The organism is Pseudovibrio sp. Alg231-02 (genome assembly GCF_900143565.1).
GTDB lineage: Bacteria > Pseudomonadota > Alphaproteobacteria > Rhizobiales > Stappiaceae > Pseudovibrio.
Window position 1 is genome coordinate 111151 of the sequence record NZ_FREX01000011.1, and the last position, 16348, is coordinate 127498.

General features: G+C 51.2%; 11 protein-coding genes. 2 read left to right on the forward strand and 9 right to left on the reverse strand.

The features are described from left to right. Positions 1 to 13 precede the first annotated feature (13 nt). On the reverse strand, positions 14 to 3652 hold the full coding sequence (gene putA, locus DHN43_RS23225) for a bifunctional proline dehydrogenase/L-glutamate gamma-semialdehyde dehydrogenase PutA (protein ID WP_108820222.1): 3639 nt from the start codon (positions 3650 to 3652) through the stop codon (positions 14 to 16). 147 nt (positions 3653 to 3799) lie between these two features. Here putA and DHN43_RS23230 point away from each other — a divergent pair, with 147 nt between their 5' ends. Then, positions 3800 to 4252: an Lrp/AsnC family transcriptional regulator gene (locus DHN43_RS23230; protein WP_108820223.1), complete on the forward strand. Its 453-nt coding sequence runs from the start codon at positions 3800 to 3802 to the stop codon at positions 4250 to 4252. On the opposite strand, the gene DHN43_RS23235 is transcribed toward DHN43_RS23230, so the two are convergent. From DHN43_RS23235 to DHN43_RS23265, 7 genes are all read right to left on the reverse strand, one after another. Continuing rightward, the gene (locus DHN43_RS23235) at positions 4249 to 4755 is read right to left on the reverse strand and encodes a GNAT family N-acetyltransferase (RefSeq protein WP_108820224.1); all 507 of its coding nucleotides are present in this window, start codon (positions 4753 to 4755) and stop codon (positions 4249 to 4251) included. The two genes, DHN43_RS23230 and DHN43_RS23235, sit on opposite strands and share 4 nt — an antisense overlap. Positions 4756 to 4778: 23 nt before the next feature. Then, positions 4779 to 6263 carry a Na+/H+ antiporter NhaC gene (nhaC, locus tag DHN43_RS23240; RefSeq protein ID WP_108820225.1) on the reverse strand — a complete coding sequence of 495 codons (1485 nt, stop codon included), beginning with the start codon at positions 6261 to 6263 and terminating at the stop codon, positions 4779 to 4781. Between the two features lie 118 nt (positions 6264 to 6381). Then, positions 6382 to 7314 (reverse strand): carbamate kinase, encoded by a 933-nt coding sequence (gene arcC, locus DHN43_RS23245; RefSeq protein WP_063295328.1) that lies wholly within the window; start codon positions 7312 to 7314, stop codon positions 6382 to 6384. Further along, a complete protein-coding gene (argF, locus tag DHN43_RS23250) occupies positions 7314 to 8318 on the reverse strand; it encodes an ornithine carbamoyltransferase (RefSeq protein ID WP_108820226.1) in 1005 nt (334 codons plus the stop codon). Before argF ends, arcC begins: the two co-directional genes overlap by 1 nt. A gap of 56 nt (positions 8319 to 8374) precedes the next feature. Further along, positions 8375 to 9601 (reverse strand): arginine deiminase, encoded by a 1227-nt coding sequence (gene arcA / locus DHN43_RS23255; protein WP_063290799.1) that lies wholly within the window; start codon positions 9599 to 9601, stop codon positions 8375 to 8377. A gap of 122 nt (positions 9602 to 9723) precedes the next feature. Further along, the gene (locus tag DHN43_RS23260; RefSeq protein WP_057464770.1) at positions 9724 to 11124 is read right to left on the reverse strand and encodes a YfcC family protein; all 1401 of its coding nucleotides are present in this window, start codon (positions 11122 to 11124) and stop codon (positions 9724 to 9726) included. A 304-nt stretch (positions 11125 to 11428) separates the two neighbouring features. Then, on the reverse strand, positions 11429 to 12613 hold the full coding sequence (locus DHN43_RS23265) for a GAK system CofD-like protein (protein WP_108820227.1): 1185 nt from the start codon (positions 12611 to 12613) through the stop codon (positions 11429 to 11431). 372 nt (positions 12614 to 12985) lie between these two features. Between DHN43_RS23265 and DHN43_RS23270 the strand changes: the two genes are divergently transcribed. Further along, complete coding sequence (locus tag DHN43_RS23270) at positions 12986 to 14812, forward strand: AMP-dependent synthetase/ligase (protein WP_108820228.1); 1827 nt, start codon at positions 12986 to 12988, stop codon at positions 14810 to 14812. Between the two features lie 84 nt (positions 14813 to 14896). Here DHN43_RS23270 and uxaC read toward each other — a convergent pair whose 3' ends face one another. Next, positions 14897 to 16312, reverse strand: coding sequence for a glucuronate isomerase (gene uxaC, locus DHN43_RS23275; protein WP_108820229.1), 1416 nt, complete (start codon positions 16310 to 16312; stop codon positions 14897 to 14899). Positions 16313 to 16348: the final 36 nt, after the last annotated feature.

The window sequence follows — 16348 nt, forward strand, 5'->3', positions numbered from 1 at the left end:
GTTTAAGAACAGCTTAGTCTTCTGTCGCAGCCAGCAGACTCGCATTGCCACCAGACGCTGTTGTGTCAATGCAGAGGTGACGTTCCAGCTGATAACGCTCAGGCTGGTTACGCTCCATAATCAGCTGCATCAAAGCACCTTCACGTTCGGCAAGCTCAGCCTTCATTTCCTTCAGCTCTTGCTCAGCGTGGTTCGCTGCAACGGCATCAACACCTTGAAGCTCTTTCAGCGCACCAACGGCCAGATTGCCTTCTAATGCGACGATTGGAGCGGAAAGAGTGCGCAGCTTCACAGCCAGCTTCTCTGCGTCTTGTCCAACAGCAATCACCCCGTTGCCAGCTGCCAAAGCCAGAACCACCTGATGCTTCAGGCTTTCTGTATCCGGGCCAAGGCAAAGCACGGTGCCACGTGGCGCAGCATAAAGGCGGTTGGATTCACCGGTTGGTCCAGGCATGTTGTGTGCGTGATCAGCCGCAACACGGTTCAGTAGACCTGTTTCCTTCTCAAACAGGGTTGCCAGCTCGGTGAAGCGACCGAAGTTACCTTCCCACGTGCTGGTGCGTAATGCCCCTCGCGCTTTAAAGATATCCTCGGCGGAGACGGTTTTGCTCAGCTCCACACTGGTCGCCGCTGACGTGTCAGCAAGACGGAACCGAGCCACATAGTGAGGACCACCTGCTTTCGGGCCAGTACCAGACAGGCCTTCACCACCAAACGGCTGAGATCCAACAATCGCTCCAATCTGGTTTCGGTTCACATAAAGGTTACCCACCTTCACGCGCTCTACAATGTGCTGAACACGGCTATCCACTCGGGTATGCAGACCAAATGTCAGACCGAACTCTTTTGTATTGATCGCGTCAATCGTCTGGTCGATCTCTTCTGCCTTGAAGGTTGCAATGTGCAGAACAGGACCAAAAATTTCTTCGTCCAGCTCTTCGATACCGTCCAGTTTGATCAGTGTCGGAGCAATGAAGTGACCTTTGGTTGGGGCCTTCATCTGCTTGATAACGCGACCTTTTTCAGCCCATTTTTCACAGTGTGCAGCAATCTTCTTCTGTGCAGCTGCATCAATCACCGGACCGACATCTGTCGACAAGGCTGATGGATCACCCAGTTCCAACTCACTCATGGCACCCAGGAGCATCGCTTTGAAATCTTCAAAGATATCTTCCTGAACATAAAGCATACGTAGCGCTGAACAACGCTGACCCGCGCTTTGGAAGCTGGAAGCAATCACATCGCGAACAGCCTGCTCAGGCAGAGCCGTGGAGTCCACGATCATAGCGTTAAGGCCACCTGTTTCAGCGATCAGCGGTGCAGATGGAGCAAGCGCTTTTGCCATAGCACGGTTGATGTGCTGCGCAGTTCCGGTGGAGCCAGTAAAGCAAACACCAGCCACACGGCTGTCAGATGTCAACGCAGCACCAACTTCGCCAGCACCTGGCAGCAACTGCAGAGTCTCGACAGGAATGCCAGCCTTGTGCATCAGGCCAACAGCAAACGTTGCGATCAGTGGCGTCTGTGGCGCAGGCTTGGCAAGCACTGGGTTGCCAGCTGCCAGAGCGGCAAAAATCTGCCCCGAGAAAATCGCAAGCGGGAAGTTCCAGGGAGAGATACAGGTAATTGGACCACGAAGGCCGCCTTTACCATCACGCTCATCAAGACGGATCGCTTCGTTCGCGTAGTAGCGTGCAAAGTCAACCGCTTCACGCAGTTCGTTGATGGCATCCATGTAGGTCTTGCCAGCTTCACGTGTCAGCAGAGCAAAGATCTCAGGAGCATTTTCTTCAAACAAGTTTGCCGCTTTGCGAAGGATGACAGCACGGTCTTCCGCACTTTTGTCTGCCCACTCAGCGCAGCCGTTATGTGCGGTAGTCAAAGCCGCTTCAATCTGCTCCGGCGTCGCGGTCGCTACGCTGCCAACAACATCCCGCAGATTTGCAGGGTTTTTCACGCTCACCGCTTCAGCGTTCTTGACGGAAGCTGCAATGACAGGATGGCCGTTCCACTTGGTTGCTGAGAAGGATTTCAGGTTCTCAACATACTCAGCTTCCTGGCGTGTATCACTCAAATCCCAGCCCTTTGCGTTTTTACGTCCCGCACCGTAAAGCGCTGGTGGGAGAGGGATCTTGGAGTTGGCAACATGCTCGCCATACTTTTCGATATGAACGAGCGGATCCTGTGCAATTGCCTCTGGTGTCACGTTTTCATCACGGATCTGGTGCACGAAAGAGCTGTTCGCGCCATTTTCCAACAGGCGGCGAACCAGATAAGCCAGCAGGTCTTTGTGTGCACCAACCGGAGCGTAGATGCGGCAGTTGGAGCCGTGTTTCTTCATGGTGCGCTCGTGAAGCGCTTCGCCCATGCCATGCAGGCGTTGGAACTCGTAGGAGCTTAGCGGAAGATTTTTTCCCAGTTCCAGAATGGTTGCAACACTGTGCGCATTGTGAGTTGCGAACTGCGGATAGATGCGGTCCGTCATACCCAGTAGTTTTTCAGCACAAGCAGTGTAGGAGATGTCAGTGGATACCTTACGGGTGAAGACCGGATAGCCATCAATACCAAGGGTCTGTGCACGCTTGATCTCGCTGTCCCAGTAAGCACCTTTCACCAGACGCACCATGATCTTGCGATCATACTTCTCAGCAACCGCATAGAGCCAGTCGATCACGTGAGTTGCACGTGGTCCAAACGCCTGTACAACAATACCGAAACCGTCCCAGCCCTCAGTTGCAGGATCGGCCAGCAACGCTTCAATCACATCAAGGGAAATGTCGAGGCGATCCGCTTCTTCTGCATCAATGTTGAAGCCCATATTGGAGGACTTCGCCAGCATGATAAGGGAAAGAGTGCGAGGAACCAGCTCTTTCATCACACGTTCGCGCTTGGCAAACTCATAGCGTGGGTGCAGAGCCGAAAGCTTGACTGAAATACCTGGGTTTTCGCGAATGCTTGCTTTCGTACAATTGCTGGAAAGCGCGGTAATCGCTTTGGAGTAGGACAGATGATAGCGCTTTGCATCAGCCTCGGTCCGAGCAGCTTCGCCAAGCATGTCGTAGGAGTAGGTGAAGCCGTTGCCTTCTTCCGCACGCGCATTACGCATGGCTTCGCGGATGGTACGGCCAAGAACGAACTGGCGACCCAATTCTTTCATCGCTTGCGCAACAGCAGTACGAACCACAGGCTCACCAAGGCGCTTCACAACACCGCGAATGGTGCCAACGAGCCCCTGATCATCTTGCGCCAGAACCTTACCAGTCAGCAGCAGCGCCCATGTGGACGCGTTGATCAGTGTGGAAGAAGACTGACCCAGGTGCTCTCCCCAGGCACTTGGAGTAATCTTATCCGCAATCAACGCATCAATTGTCTGGGCATCAGGCACGCGAAGCAAAGCTTCCGCAAGGCACATCAGCGCAATGCCTTCCTGAGTTGAGAGGCCGTATTCGCCGAGAAAACTCTCCATGATTGTTGGAGAGGTGTTCGCCCGCAAATCTGAGATCAAATCTGCCGCCTTGTCAGATGCCCGCTTACGCGCAGCCTCATCCATTTGCAGGGATGAAATGAGCTCCTGAACCACCTGATTTTCGTCAGGAAGGTAGTTATCTCTGATTTTGTTGCGGATGATCTCCGGCGTAGCCTCTGATCCCATGCCGTGCTCCCTACTGTTAAATACCTATTGTTGAGCTGACATTAGCAAAATACCCATAGGGATGTTTCCTGTATTTTTTGATGGTAAAGACTATTCGACTTTGATATTCAGTCGAAATGGTCGTTATGAATAATAAAATGGCATATCATGGAGAAATTGGACGAATTTGATCGTAAGATTGTAGAAGAACTGCAAAAATACGGGCGCATCACTGTCACTGACCTTGCGAAAAAGGTAGGCCTTTCTAAAACGCCTTGCCAGATTCGCATGAAGAAACTGGAGGATGCGGGATACATTCTTGGCTATCGGGCAGAAGTCGATCACACCAAGTTAGGTGCTGGTCATATCGCGTTTGTACAGGTCAAACTTAACGACACGCGCTCACGCTCACTGGAAGCTTTCAACGCAGCTGCGCGGGAAATCCCAGAGATCGAAGAATGCCACATGATTGCAAGCGGATTTGATTATCTGCTGAAAGTGCGAACCAAGGATATCGGAAGTTATCGCCGCGTACTGGGAGAAAAACTCTCTGAAATGCCTTATGTAGCGCAGACATCTACATTCGTTTGTATGGAGCAGGTCAAAGACAGGCCGTTCTAGTCGACACCACGCTGCATGTAGTGTGCATTCGCTCCATATGCTCTGAGTTTATCCTTGAGCAGTTGTTCGTGCACTGTTCGAAAGCCACGTGCCCGCCAGAACTCATTGGCGGTGCCCAGAGCAACCAGCGCAAACTTGTTGATGTACAGACTACGCGCCACCTGACTCAGTTGCTCAAGAACATCTCGGGCTGCGCCAATGCCTTGTGACTCCGGCAGCAGGGCTATGTCGTGAATGTAATAGACTTCGGCCTTAAAGGGCAGGGAGCCCAGTAAGCTGGAGAGCGGTGGGATACTACGATTTTCCCATGGATGCGAGATGATGTAGCCGAGGATGGCGTCTCTATCGTTTTGTCGCAGCACCTGACAGCCATGAGGAAACAGTCGCACACGTTCCCGAATACAGTCGATATCCTCCGGCAAATGCGGATAGGTCTGCTGCATGATCTGGTCGATCTCGTGCAGGTCGTCTTCTTGCATCTGGTGCCAGCTAAAATTCTCCATGGCGGTGCTGCATTTCTCACTAATCAGGCTTCTTGCTCATCATCCGGCAGCACAATACGCTCAGGCTTGTGATCTGTCATCGTCAACATTCTCCATCCCATCACGGCAAACAGAATTGTCAGGAGGGGGCTGACAATGTTGAAGAAGGCAAATCCAGCAAAAGCCAGCGTTGGAACACCAAGTGTAGCCGCCATATAAGCGCCACAGCTGTTCCATGGAATGAGAGCGGAGGTCACTGTTGCGCTATCCCCAACCGCACGGGACAGAACCTCAGGTCGCAATCGGCGTTGACGGAAAGACTTGCGGTACATCCTGCCCGGAATAACAATCGCAATGTACTGGTCTGCCGCCAAAATGTTAGTCGCGATTGCGGTTGAAACCAGCGACAACACCAGCGCACCAGTGGTTTTAGCTGCGTGCAGGATCGGGCCGATAATCCGGTCCAGAATACCGGCTTTCTCAACCACCCCACCAAACGCCAAAGCTGTCATGATCAACCAAATGGTCGTCAGCATATTGCCCATGCCACCACGGCTCAGCAGTGCATCAATAGAAGGGTCTCCTGTCACGCTCACATAACCGTTAGACATGGCGATCCAGACGCCTTTGATCACCTCCAGTGTGTAGGGCAGCGCCGGAGAGGCAGCAAGGCCAACCACTTTGTCTGGGTCCATGATGACTGCATAAAGACCGCCCGCCAATGCACCAATAAAGATGGTCGTAAACGGCGGGTAGCGGACAATTGCCAGTCCCAAAACCAGCAGGAGCGGAAGGAAATTGAGCAAGGTAATGTCGTAGTGCTGCTCAATGCTGGTTAACGTGCCTTGTGCGACAAAGTCTCCGGGTTCTCCGAGCCACCAGAAGAGGGCTAGCGAAATGATGAGAGCAGGTATGGACGTCCAGAGATTTTCTTTGATGTGCGTGTAAAGATTAGATCCCGCCGCCGCAGTTGCCAGATTAGTTGCATCAGAAAGTGGGGAGGACTTATCTCCGAAATAGGCGCCCGACAGGATAGCGCCGGCAGTGATAGCGGGATCGAGACCCATCTTTGTTGAAATCCCCATCAAACCGATGCCAATGGTTCCTGCTACAGTCCACGAGCTACCGATGCTGACTGAAACAAGGGCACAAATAATGACGGTCGTGAAGTAGAAGTAATTCGGGCTAAGGAGCTGTAATCCATAATAAACCATCGCCATGATGGTGCCGGACATAGCCCATGTGCCGATCAACGAGCCCACTGCAAATAAAATGAAGATCGCATGAAGGCCGGTGCTCACGCTATCAACGACAGCATCCTTCAGTTCATCAAAGTGAAAACCATGAAACAGCGCCACAAAGCTGGCGATCAGGGCACAAAACAAGAGCGCAATCTGGTTTGGTCCTGAGGAGGCTTCATCTCCAAACAGATAGTAGGAAAGCGCAAGCAGGATAACGAGCGAGGCAACGGGAATGATCGCTCCGACCAGCGACATTTTTTGAGAATATGGAGCTGGCACTTTGGCCATATGCAATTCGTCCTTTGTGTTCCTGTTGTTTTTGATGGGCAAAATGAAGCCCAAGGACAATCAAATGCATTTGAAAACAGGAACGCCCCAAAGCTCACTCAGCTTCGGGGCATCCATCTCAGTAAAACGTGGTGTCACCAGCCGCTGTGGTGATTGAAGTCCCTTTCTCTCCCAAAATTGCTTGAGGCACTTCAGCGAGCGTGCATATGACGGATTTTTTGCCGGTTTGCCGAGCAAAAGTCTGTGCTGCTTCTACCTTTGGTCCCATAGAACCTGCGGCAAAACCATATGCATCCAGTGCATCCGGAGAAGCCGATTTGATCGCGCGTTGGCTCGGTGTACCCCAATCCAGATAAACGGCATCCGCATCTGTCGCCATAATGTAGACGTCAGCATCTATCTCTTTGGCAAGAAGGCCTGAACACCGGTCTTTATCGATCACACATTCCACACCAACGAGCTTCTTTTCTTCGTTGTACATAGTTGGAATGCCGCCCCCACCTGCTGCGATGACAAGCACATCATGGTCCAGAAGCCACTTGATAGGCCGGATCTCAAAGATGTGTTTGGGTAAGGGGCTTGGCACAACGCGCCGCCACTTATCTCCATCTTCTCGAATGGACCAGCCTTTCTCATCGGCTAGTCTCTCCGCTTCTTCTTTGGAATAAAGCGGACCGATGGGCTTTGTTGGATCTTTGAAAGCAGGATCGTTTGGGTCAACTTCAACCTGCGTGAGGATCGTGGCAAATGGCTTTTCAAAGGGCAGCAGGTTCCCAAGCTCCTGCTCAATCATGTAGCCAATCATGCCAACTGTTTCAGCACCCAACACATCCAGAGGGTAGGCCTCAACCTGCTCGTAAGCAGCACCTTGCAGTGCCAGCAAGCCGACCTGAGGGCCATTCCCGTGCGTGATGACCACCTCATGACCATCATCATAAAGTGGCGCTAGCGCTTCTGCGGCGATCCGCGCATTCTTTCGTTGGTTTTCGGCAGTCATTGCCTCTCCACGCCGGAGAAGGGCATTTCCGCCAAGAGCGACGACAACACGCATTATCGGCCTCCAATCGTCGCAACCATGATGGCTTTAATTGTGTGGAGCCGGTTTTCAGCTTGCTCAAACGCCAGATTACGATCTGATTCAAAGACATCTTCAGTCACTTCCATCTCGGAGATCCCGAACTTCTGGAAGATCTCTTCGCCCACCTTAGTTTCCCGGTTATGGAAAGCTGGCAAGCAATGCATGAAGAATGTGTTCGGGTTACCGGTGCCTTCAATCAAGGCCTTATTGACCTGATAGTCACGCAGCAACTTGATCCGGCTGTCCCAGACATCCGGCGGCTCACCCATGGAGACCCAGACATCTGTATGGATGAAGTCAACACCCTCAGTACCTTCTTTGGCATCATCTGTAATCGTGATGCGCGCACCATACCGCTTTGCATTGACTTCAGCTGCTTTCAACACATGCGGTTCAGGGTGCAGTTCTTGCGGGCCAATAATGCGAACATCACAGCCACATAGAGCGCCCAGCATCAGCAATGAGTTGCCCATGTTGTTGCGGGCATCGCCCAGATAGGCAAACGAAATTTCATGCAACGGCTTGGGGCTGTGTTCGGTCATTGTCAACATGTCAGCGAGCATCTGGGTTGGATGCCAGTCATCAGTCAACCCGTTATAGACCGGGACGCCAGAGTACTCGGCGAGGGTTTCAACGGCCTTTTGCCCGGAACCGCGAAACTCAATGGCATCGAACATCCGACCCAGCACACGTGCGGTATCCTTCATGGATTCCTTGTGGCCGATCTGAGAGCCGGATGGATCCAGGTAGGTGACATGTGCTCCCTGATCGTGAGCGGCAACCTCGAAGGCACAACGGGTACGGGTAGAGGTTTTTTCGAAGATCAGACAGATGTTCTTATCGACAAGTGTCTGCCGTTCTGTTCCAGAGTATTTGGCTCGCTTGAGATCACGGGCCAGATCCAGCATGTAAAGCACTTCGCGTTGGCTGAAGTCTTTGAGCTTGAGGTAACTGCGACCTTTCAGATTGAAAGCCATTTTTCCTTACTCTCCATCTCTTGGATGTTTTTATTGTTCAACGGAGTTTGAAAACACTAGAACTCCACGGCGTCACGCACTGTTGGACAGGTCATGCAGTGTCCACCACCGCGACCACGACCAAGTTCAGACCCGTCAATGGCGATGACTTCGACACCAGCTCGTTGGAGTTTTGAGTTTGTGTAGGTGTTTCGGCGATACCCAACCACGACACCAGGTTCGAGGCAGACAACGTTGTTGCCATCATCCCATTGCTCGCGTTCCTGGTCATAAGCATTGCCGCCTGTGGTCACCACATGCAGCTTCTGCATACCAAGTGCATTGGCGATGACATCGAACAGATGTCCCTCATCCTGCCTGTAATCGACACTCTCGGGTTTGTCTCCGGGACGGATCGAGAAGCAAATAATCTCATCACAAACGCCTGAGAACGCTGTTGCTTTGTCGCGATCAAGAAGGGTGAAAACAGTGTCCAAGTGCATCGCTGCACGGCTCTTTGGCATCTGGCAGGCAATGACGCGAGTTGCCGCCTTATTGCGGAAGAGGGCACGCGCCACCTGACCGACAGCTTGAGGTGTGGTGCGCTCACCCATCCCAATTAATACAACCCCATTGCCGATTGGCATGACGTCGCCGCCTTCCACGGTAGATTCATGGAAGTCCTCATCCGGATCACCCCACCAGAAATTGACCTTGCCCTTGAAATGAGGGTGGAATTTGTAAATTGCAGTGGTGAGGAGCGTCTCGTTCTGGCGCGCCTGCCAGAACATCGGATTAAGCGTAACGCCGTTATAGATCCAGCAGGTCGTATCGCGGGTGAACAAGGTATTCGGTAAGGGCGGAATGACAAAGTCGTTCGGGTCCAGATAACTGCCAAACACACCTGTTGGTTTGAACCCCAACTCACACCGCGCAATGCCGCCAATCAGATGATCCGCGAGAAACTTCTCGGGCTGCTCGTAAAGCCAGGCCCGCAGGTCCTCGGCCATGCCATAGCCAACGCGATTGTGTGTGATGCGCCGTTCCAGCACCCACTTACGAGCTTCCTGATCCTCCAGCGTCTCTTTCAGAAGATTGTGCATCTCCAGCACATTCACACCGCGCTCTTCCATTCTGAGGCAGAAGTCGTAGTGGTGTTTTTGTGCTTCTCGAACCCAGATCACATCATCAAACAGCAACTCCTGACAGTTGCCGGGCGTAAGGCGCATATGCGCAAGCCCGGGACGGCAAACCATCACTTCTTTCAGTTTGCCAACTTCCGAATGAACACCAAATTCAGTCATGTTGCAGACTCCGTTCCAGAATTCTTGTTTGTGAGAGATCAGTGTCTCTATGTTTGGTTCAGAGGTTTGATTTGTGCGGCGCAGAGGCATGCTTGCCTCTGCGAAGATTGGAGAAACCGCCTTTAAACGCTGAGCGACAGCGCAAGTGAGATCAAAACGAACAGAATGATCACGAGCGGGATGGCAAACCGAAGCCACTTGTCATAAGGCACGCGCCCAATCGCAAGCCCGCCCATCACAACGGCAAAGGTGGGGTTGAACAGGTTCAACAGCCCACTGGCGGATTGGAAGGCCGTGACCACATATTCCGCCCCAACATTGGAGAACCCTGCCAGCGGTGCCATAATCGGCATGGACAACACGGCAAGACCTGAGGAAGAGGGCACGAAGAACGACAGCACCAGTTCCAGCCAGAACATCACATTGATAAAGGCAACTTTGCTCAGTCCACTGACGGCCTGTTCGGACCAGTAAAGGATCGTGTCGGTAATCGAACCAGCATCCATCACCACAACGATACCGCGGGCAACCCCGATGATCAGCGCGACACCAAGCAGATCACGTGCACCATCCAGGAAGTTGTCAACGAACTCGTGTTCACCTTGTCGGGCAACGATCCCCACGAGTATAGAGGCAGCAAGGAAAAGGGCAGCCATTTCGCCCATCCACCAGCCAAGAACAGCAACGCCGTAGATCAACAGGCCGAATGTGACGACGAAGATCGTCATGATCCAACCGTGCTTCGCCGTGAAATCGGGAATGTCGTCCGTTGAGACACCTTGCAGGAAGTGTTTTTCGTTTTCATCCTTCATTTCGGAAACAAGGGAAGAAGTGTGATCAGCTTTCACCTTTGCAGCGTAACGCATGACCCAAGCCACACAGACCAGCCAACCAACAATCAAGATAAGGAAGCGAAGACCGATGCCGTCTGTAAAAGGCACACCAGCTGCATTCGAGGCGATTACAGTTGCAAACGGGTTGATCGTTGAGCCAAGCGTTCCGATGCCTGCACCCAAAAGAATAACGGCAACACCCGTCATAGAGTCATAACCAGCGCGGATCATCACGGGAATGATGAGCGCGTAAAACGCAAGACTTTCCTCCGCCATCCCATAGATCGTGCCCCCAGCTGCAAAGAAGGCCATCAATATGGGGATCATCAGGTTCTCTCGCCCCTTCAATCCCGTCATAATCTTGGCGATCCCTGCATCAATTGCACCTGTTCGGGTCACAACCATCAGGAAGCCACCAATCACAAGAACAAAGACCGCAACATCGATTGCATTTGCCGTGTAGGAGATCGGGTCATAAAGACCTGCAATTGGAGCCATAAAGACTTCAACAGGGCCTTGAGGATTAGCCTCGACCAGATGATAGGTGCCGGGGACCGGCACTTCCTTGTCGAGGATTGGGTTGATCACCCGATCGTACTTACCAGCAGGAACGAACCAGGTTGCTATCGCAACGAGAATGATGAGGGCAAATAGAATTGTAAACGCGGTAGGAAACTTGAACTTCGACATTTGCTTTTCCGCTTGGTTATGTGTCGAATGTAAACATGCTCCTGCTACCTAATATCTATGCGTATACTTGCGTCAACATGTCTTCTGTTTCTTGATTAAGCGTCATTGCAAATAAAATATTGTGAAGTGTTGGGGGGGTTTTAAGTAAAGTTGAAGATGATGTTCGAGATGATCTAACTAAGTTGCAACAACAAACCTACGATAGCGCAAGGCAAACTATTGCAAATCATCTGCTTCTGTCAGATGTTGCATGCGAAAGACATAAATCACGAATTTACAGTGAGTTAACTGAACGAAAAGGACTTCAGAGAAAACTCAATAACATGCAAACTAGTTTTTCCGGGTCGTAATAAGGAACCGAATGCGTGCTTGTCAGATCAGCACCAATCAGGGAAATGCCCTGTGCTTCCAGCTCAGCCCAATCAAATTCAGCAGCATGTTTTTCATCTGTGACGACAAAATTGAGCAGCTTGTCTGTTGGCGTATCTTCCCCCGCATCAGCGCGCAAATGTTTCAAGAGTGCATCTACCGTCTCATTTGGACTCATCCCGAATTGCTCGGGATCATTGCCGAGGTTGGGGACATACACTTTCGGATTTGGGCTACGTGCAATGGACTTACCCACGCCCATTGGCAGTAGGTTTGCAATCAGGCTGCTGTGAAAGCTTCCCGGAGGATAGCAGATCATGTCTGCAGTCTCGATAAGATGCTGCTTTTTAGGAGAGACCTCAATCTCCACCGGATCACCTCCGGCCAGAGAGCGGGTCAGATAGGTCCGTTTAATCCTGCTTGCAATGGGCGAGGTTTCTTTGCCAGTCATATTATGCTGGCCCACAATGATCTCACCAGAATCCAGCTCAACAGCCAGATGTAAACGTGCATCAACAGTCGCCAGAACCGTGCCGAGTGTGTTCACCAGTTTTGAGAACAGGAAGATGATCGGATCAAGCTTCTGATTGTTGTTCAGATACCCCCCGGCAAGGATCAGATTTCCAATGCTGGCGCCTCTTAGATCGAAGTCTGATGGCATCGCATCATGAAAAAATGCCAGCTGATGCCGGATCAGGCGTCGCATTGGGTTGGGAACTCGTGCGATCAGTTGATCATGCCCTTCCAACAAATCCACCAGTTCACCGTGCAAGTCCTCAAGAGAAGCCGTTTTTGGAAACCGATGTGTGAAAAGACGGTAGATCTCGGACTGCCCAAGAACACTTTCATCTGCCAGTGCGATCAAACGCGAGCGTAGGTCTCCAATTGCGGGCATACCAAAGGCGTGACGCAAAACAGCAGAACTTCCACCGCTATCAAACGGTGTCATCAGGTGAATGGAGTTGTGGGTGTACTGCTTCAAAGCGCGAGCTGTTGGATTAAGCGCGCTTCCTCCGCTGAAGAACAAGAGGGCAGGGCCAAGTTCTGGCAGACGCTTGTAGCGACTGATGCGAACAGGATCTGGTAGGTTTAGACCGCGCGTAACACTGAACTGCTGCATAAATGAACTTGCCCGACTGAGTGATTGTCGATCCCTGTTACCATAGGAGATCTATTCCTCTGGTTTACCGCTAAATTGCAGAAACCACTCAACTAAATAAGCAGCATCCCCAAAGAACTCTAGCGATAATGATTAATCTTTAATGCCTCTAAGAAGCATTAAAGTAAATTTCCAATTAGATATATCAGGAATTCAGTAAAAACTCTGTCAAATCAAAAATGAATATTCGTTGCTCATGAACCAGAGAGATGAAAATAAGAGAAAATACCTGTAGTTCTTGTGGGTTTGATGGGTATTCTTGGTATCTGTATTTGACACCGACAAATTCAGAGGATGTAAAGCTCTGGAAATAATAAAAATAGAGAGAATAACATGAGTTCGCAGGCCCGGCCCGTTGCTCAAGCACAAGCTCAAAACACGTTTAAGTCCATTCCCCAAGCATTCATGGAATCTGTCGAACGCCTTGCCGACAAACCAGCATACTTTGTTCGTGGGAAAGATGGATGGGAAGCAACGAGCTGGACTGAATATGGCGAGCAGGTACGTAACGCTGCAAAAGCACTGCTCGCACTGGGCGTTAATCCCGGCGATGCCGTTTGTATTTTAAGTTACAATCGTCCTGAATGGACTATCATGGATGTAGCTGCCATGATGATCGGGGCTGTTCCAACGGGCATTTACTGGACAGCTGCCGCTCCTGAAATCAATTACATCCTGCGCCATTCGCAAGGCCGCATCTTGCTTGCTGAAACCAAAGCTCAGCTCAAAGGCATAGGCGAGCAGGCAGAGAATATGCGCCACCTGCGTAAGACCATTCGTTTGGATGGGCGCGTCGAAAATCCAGATCAATACACATGGGCCAGCTTTATGTCCCTGGGTGAGAACAGTCCTGGACTGGATGCTGAGCTTAACCAACGCCTCAATGACATTGTTGCTGAGGACATTGCACTCCAGATTTACACCTCAGGGACAACAGGTCTGCCGAAAGCAGTGCAGATCAGCCATCGCGCAATTCGCACAGAATCTGATGCACTGAATCTGGCCTTCAAACCGACACCGGCTGACCGTTATATTTCCTATCTGCCCATGGCTCATATCGCAGAGCAGTGCGGCACCATCATTCAGGCTTGTGACACTGGCTACCCGGTTTACTACGCTAAGTCCGTGACCAGCCTCGGTGAACACTTGCCAGAGGTGAGGCCGACTGTAACATTCGGTGTTCCAAGGATTTTTGAGAAGATCAATGAGAAAGTCGAAAAGCAGCTCAGCAAAGAGAAAGGCTTCAAAGGTAAGCTTATTCAATGGTCTCTTCAAACGAGTAAGGACTGGTACAAAGAAAGCATAAACGGCAAGTCTGCTGGTTTGGTGCTGAACACCAAAAAGAAGATCGCAAACCGCCTCGTGCTCGATAAGATCAAACACAAGATCGGCCTCGACAAAATGCGCATGTTCGTAAGTGGTGGAGCGCCCGTATCCAAGCGTGTTCTGGAGGCCTTTACAGGACTGGATATTGTCATCCGCGAAGTCTATGGCCAGTCAGAGAACTGTGGTGGTGCGACCATCAATATCATTGGAGCAACCCGTCTGGGGTCTGTCGGTAAGCCGATGGATGGTGTCACGATCAAAATCGCCGCAGATGGTGAGATACTCTGCAAAGCAGACACCAACTTCTCTGGTTATGCGCATGACCCTGCCGCAACAGATGAAGCTTTACGCGATGGTTGGCTCTATAGCGGTGATATCGGCTATTTCGACAAGGAAGGCTATCTCTTTATCACAGGCCGTAAAAAAGAGCTTATCATCACGTCTGGAGGTAAGAACATCTCGCCTGCGATGCTCGAGCAAGACCTTATGGAAATACCTTTGGTCGAATATGCTGTTGTTGCAGGCAACAATCAGAACTTTTTAAGCGCTCTGATCACCGTTGATGGGGCAATGGCACAGCGATTTGCAACTGAGAACAACATCGAGCCTGAAGATGTTCTGAAATCAGATCAGTTGCGGAGTGTGATTCAGGCCAGCATCAAAAAAGTGAATGCACGTCATTCGCGGGTTGAACGCATTCGCAAGTTTGAGATCTTACCAGATGGCTTCTCGATCCAGACAGGCGAACTGACGCCAACACTGAAAATCAGGCGTGCGAAAGTGCTCAATAACCATGCTGATGCTCTGGATACAATTTACAAGCATGACGATTAAAGCAGGTCCCTGATGTCAGAAACCCCTTGGTCCAGAGGCATGGTCCAAGGGGCTTCATGGGATAAAGCAGGGGCCAAAGCTTACCTACTTTTCATCAAGGAACCAGTTTGCTGCATTGTTGTAGCAAATGTCCCTGATCATGCCTCCCGCAAGCTCAAAATCACCCGGAATGTGGCCTTTATCCATCCACTCCCCAACGATCCTGCAAAGCAAGCGACGGAAATACTCGTGTCGAGGGAAAGATAGGAACGATCTGCTGTCTGTCAACATGCCGAGGAACTGAGAAAGCAATCCCATCTGCGCAAGTTGTGTCATCTGGCGTTCCATGCCGTCCAGCTGGTCATTGTGCCACCAGCCTGTTCCTGCTTGAATTTTGCCGCCGAAGGAACCGTCCTGGAAATTTCCGGCTGTTGTTACGACAACTTCGTTCTTGGTTGGATCAAGAGAATACAGCACAGTTCTGGGCAATGCTTTTTCACGATCCAAAGTGTCGAGGAACTGGTTGAGTGGATTAGCAAGCTCACGATCATCAATGCCATCACAGCCGACATCTGGCCCCAATGCTTTGAACATGCGGCTACGGTTGTTCCGTGTTGCGCCAATGTGCATCTGCATCACCCAGCCACGTTTTGCGTATTCCTTTCCTAGGAACACCTGAACAGCTGATTGAAATGCAGTCACATCGTCAATACTCAGCGTTGCTCCGCCTTGCCCTTCTTTGAAGATGCGGTTCAATTCGGTGCCGGACGGAACCGGGCAGAACAGCATGGAGTCCAGACCATGGTCCGCCGCACGGCAACCATGTCGTCCAAAGTGATCCAGTCGCATGGAAAGTGCCTCAAGCAAACGCTCATACTTGTCGATATGAAAACCAACGGTTCTGCTGAGTTTCATGATGTAATCAGGAAACGTCGGCTTATCGATCTTAAAGGCCGGGTCAGGCCGGAAGGTAGGCCGAACAACCATTGTAGAGGTTGGATCCTGCGCGATCATCTTATGCCAATGCAGGTCATCACAAGGGTCATCAGTCGTTCCCAGCATCTTCACGTGCTGCATCTGCAACAGGCCACGAGCGGAAAATGGTTTGGTCGCAAGCTTTCCGTTACAAACTTCCCAGACAGTCTCAGCGGACTTCTCTGAGAGGATCACACCCTCCAGCCCAAAGTAGCGATACATCTCCAGATGCGTCCAATGGTACAGCGGGTTCCCAAGAAACTTCGGCATCACGGAAGCGTAGGCGAGGAACTTCTCTTTGAAGCTGGTGTCCTTGCCGGTGATCAGGCTTTCATCAATCCCGGCCCACCGCATAGCACGCCATTTGTAGTGATCGCCCTCAAGCCAGACGCGGCCAATGTCATCAAAGCGATGGTCTTCAGCAATGGTCTGCGGACATAAGTGGTTGTGGTAGTCCACGATTGGCATTTCAGCTGCATAGTCGTGGTAAAGCCGCTGTGCTGCTTCTGTCTCGAGGAGGAAGTCTTGTCCAAGAAATGGCTGCATCGTTTTTGCCCTGAAGGTAGGGGGATTGATCCTGTC

Coding starts and splice junctions, on each gene's coding strand:
- putA (WP_108820222.1), bottom strand. CDS start 3,652: ATGGGATCAGAGGCTACGCCGGAGATCATCCGCAACAAAATCAGAGAT.
- DHN43_RS23230 (WP_108820223.1), top strand. CDS start 3,800: ATGGAGAAATTGGACGAATTTGATCGTAAGATTGTAGAAGAACTGCAA.
- DHN43_RS23235 (WP_108820224.1), bottom strand. CDS start 4,755: ATGGAGAATTTTAGCTGGCACCAGATGCAAGAAGACGACCTGCACGAG.
- nhaC (WP_108820225.1), bottom strand. CDS start 6,263: ATGGCCAAAGTGCCAGCTCCATATTCTCAAAAAATGTCGCTGGTCGGA.
- arcC (WP_063295328.1), bottom strand. CDS start 7,314: ATGCGTGTTGTCGTCGCTCTTGGCGGAAATGCCCTTCTCCGGCGTGGA.
- argF (WP_108820226.1), bottom strand. CDS start 8,318: ATGGCTTTCAATCTGAAAGGTCGCAGTTACCTCAAGCTCAAAGACTTC.
- arcA (WP_063290799.1), bottom strand. CDS start 9,601: ATGACTGAATTTGGTGTTCATTCGGAAGTTGGCAAACTGAAAGAAGTG.
- DHN43_RS23260 (WP_057464770.1), bottom strand. CDS start 11,124: ATGTCGAAGTTCAAGTTTCCTACCGCGTTTACAATTCTATTTGCCCTC.
- DHN43_RS23265 (WP_108820227.1), bottom strand. CDS start 12,613: ATGCAGCAGTTCAGTGTTACGCGCGGTCTAAACCTACCAGATCCTGTT.
- DHN43_RS23270 (WP_108820228.1), top strand. CDS start 12,986: ATGAGTTCGCAGGCCCGGCCCGTTGCTCAAGCACAAGCTCAAAACACG.
- uxaC (WP_108820229.1), bottom strand. CDS start 16,312: ATGCAGCCATTTCTTGGACAAGACTTCCTCCTCGAGACAGAAGCAGCA.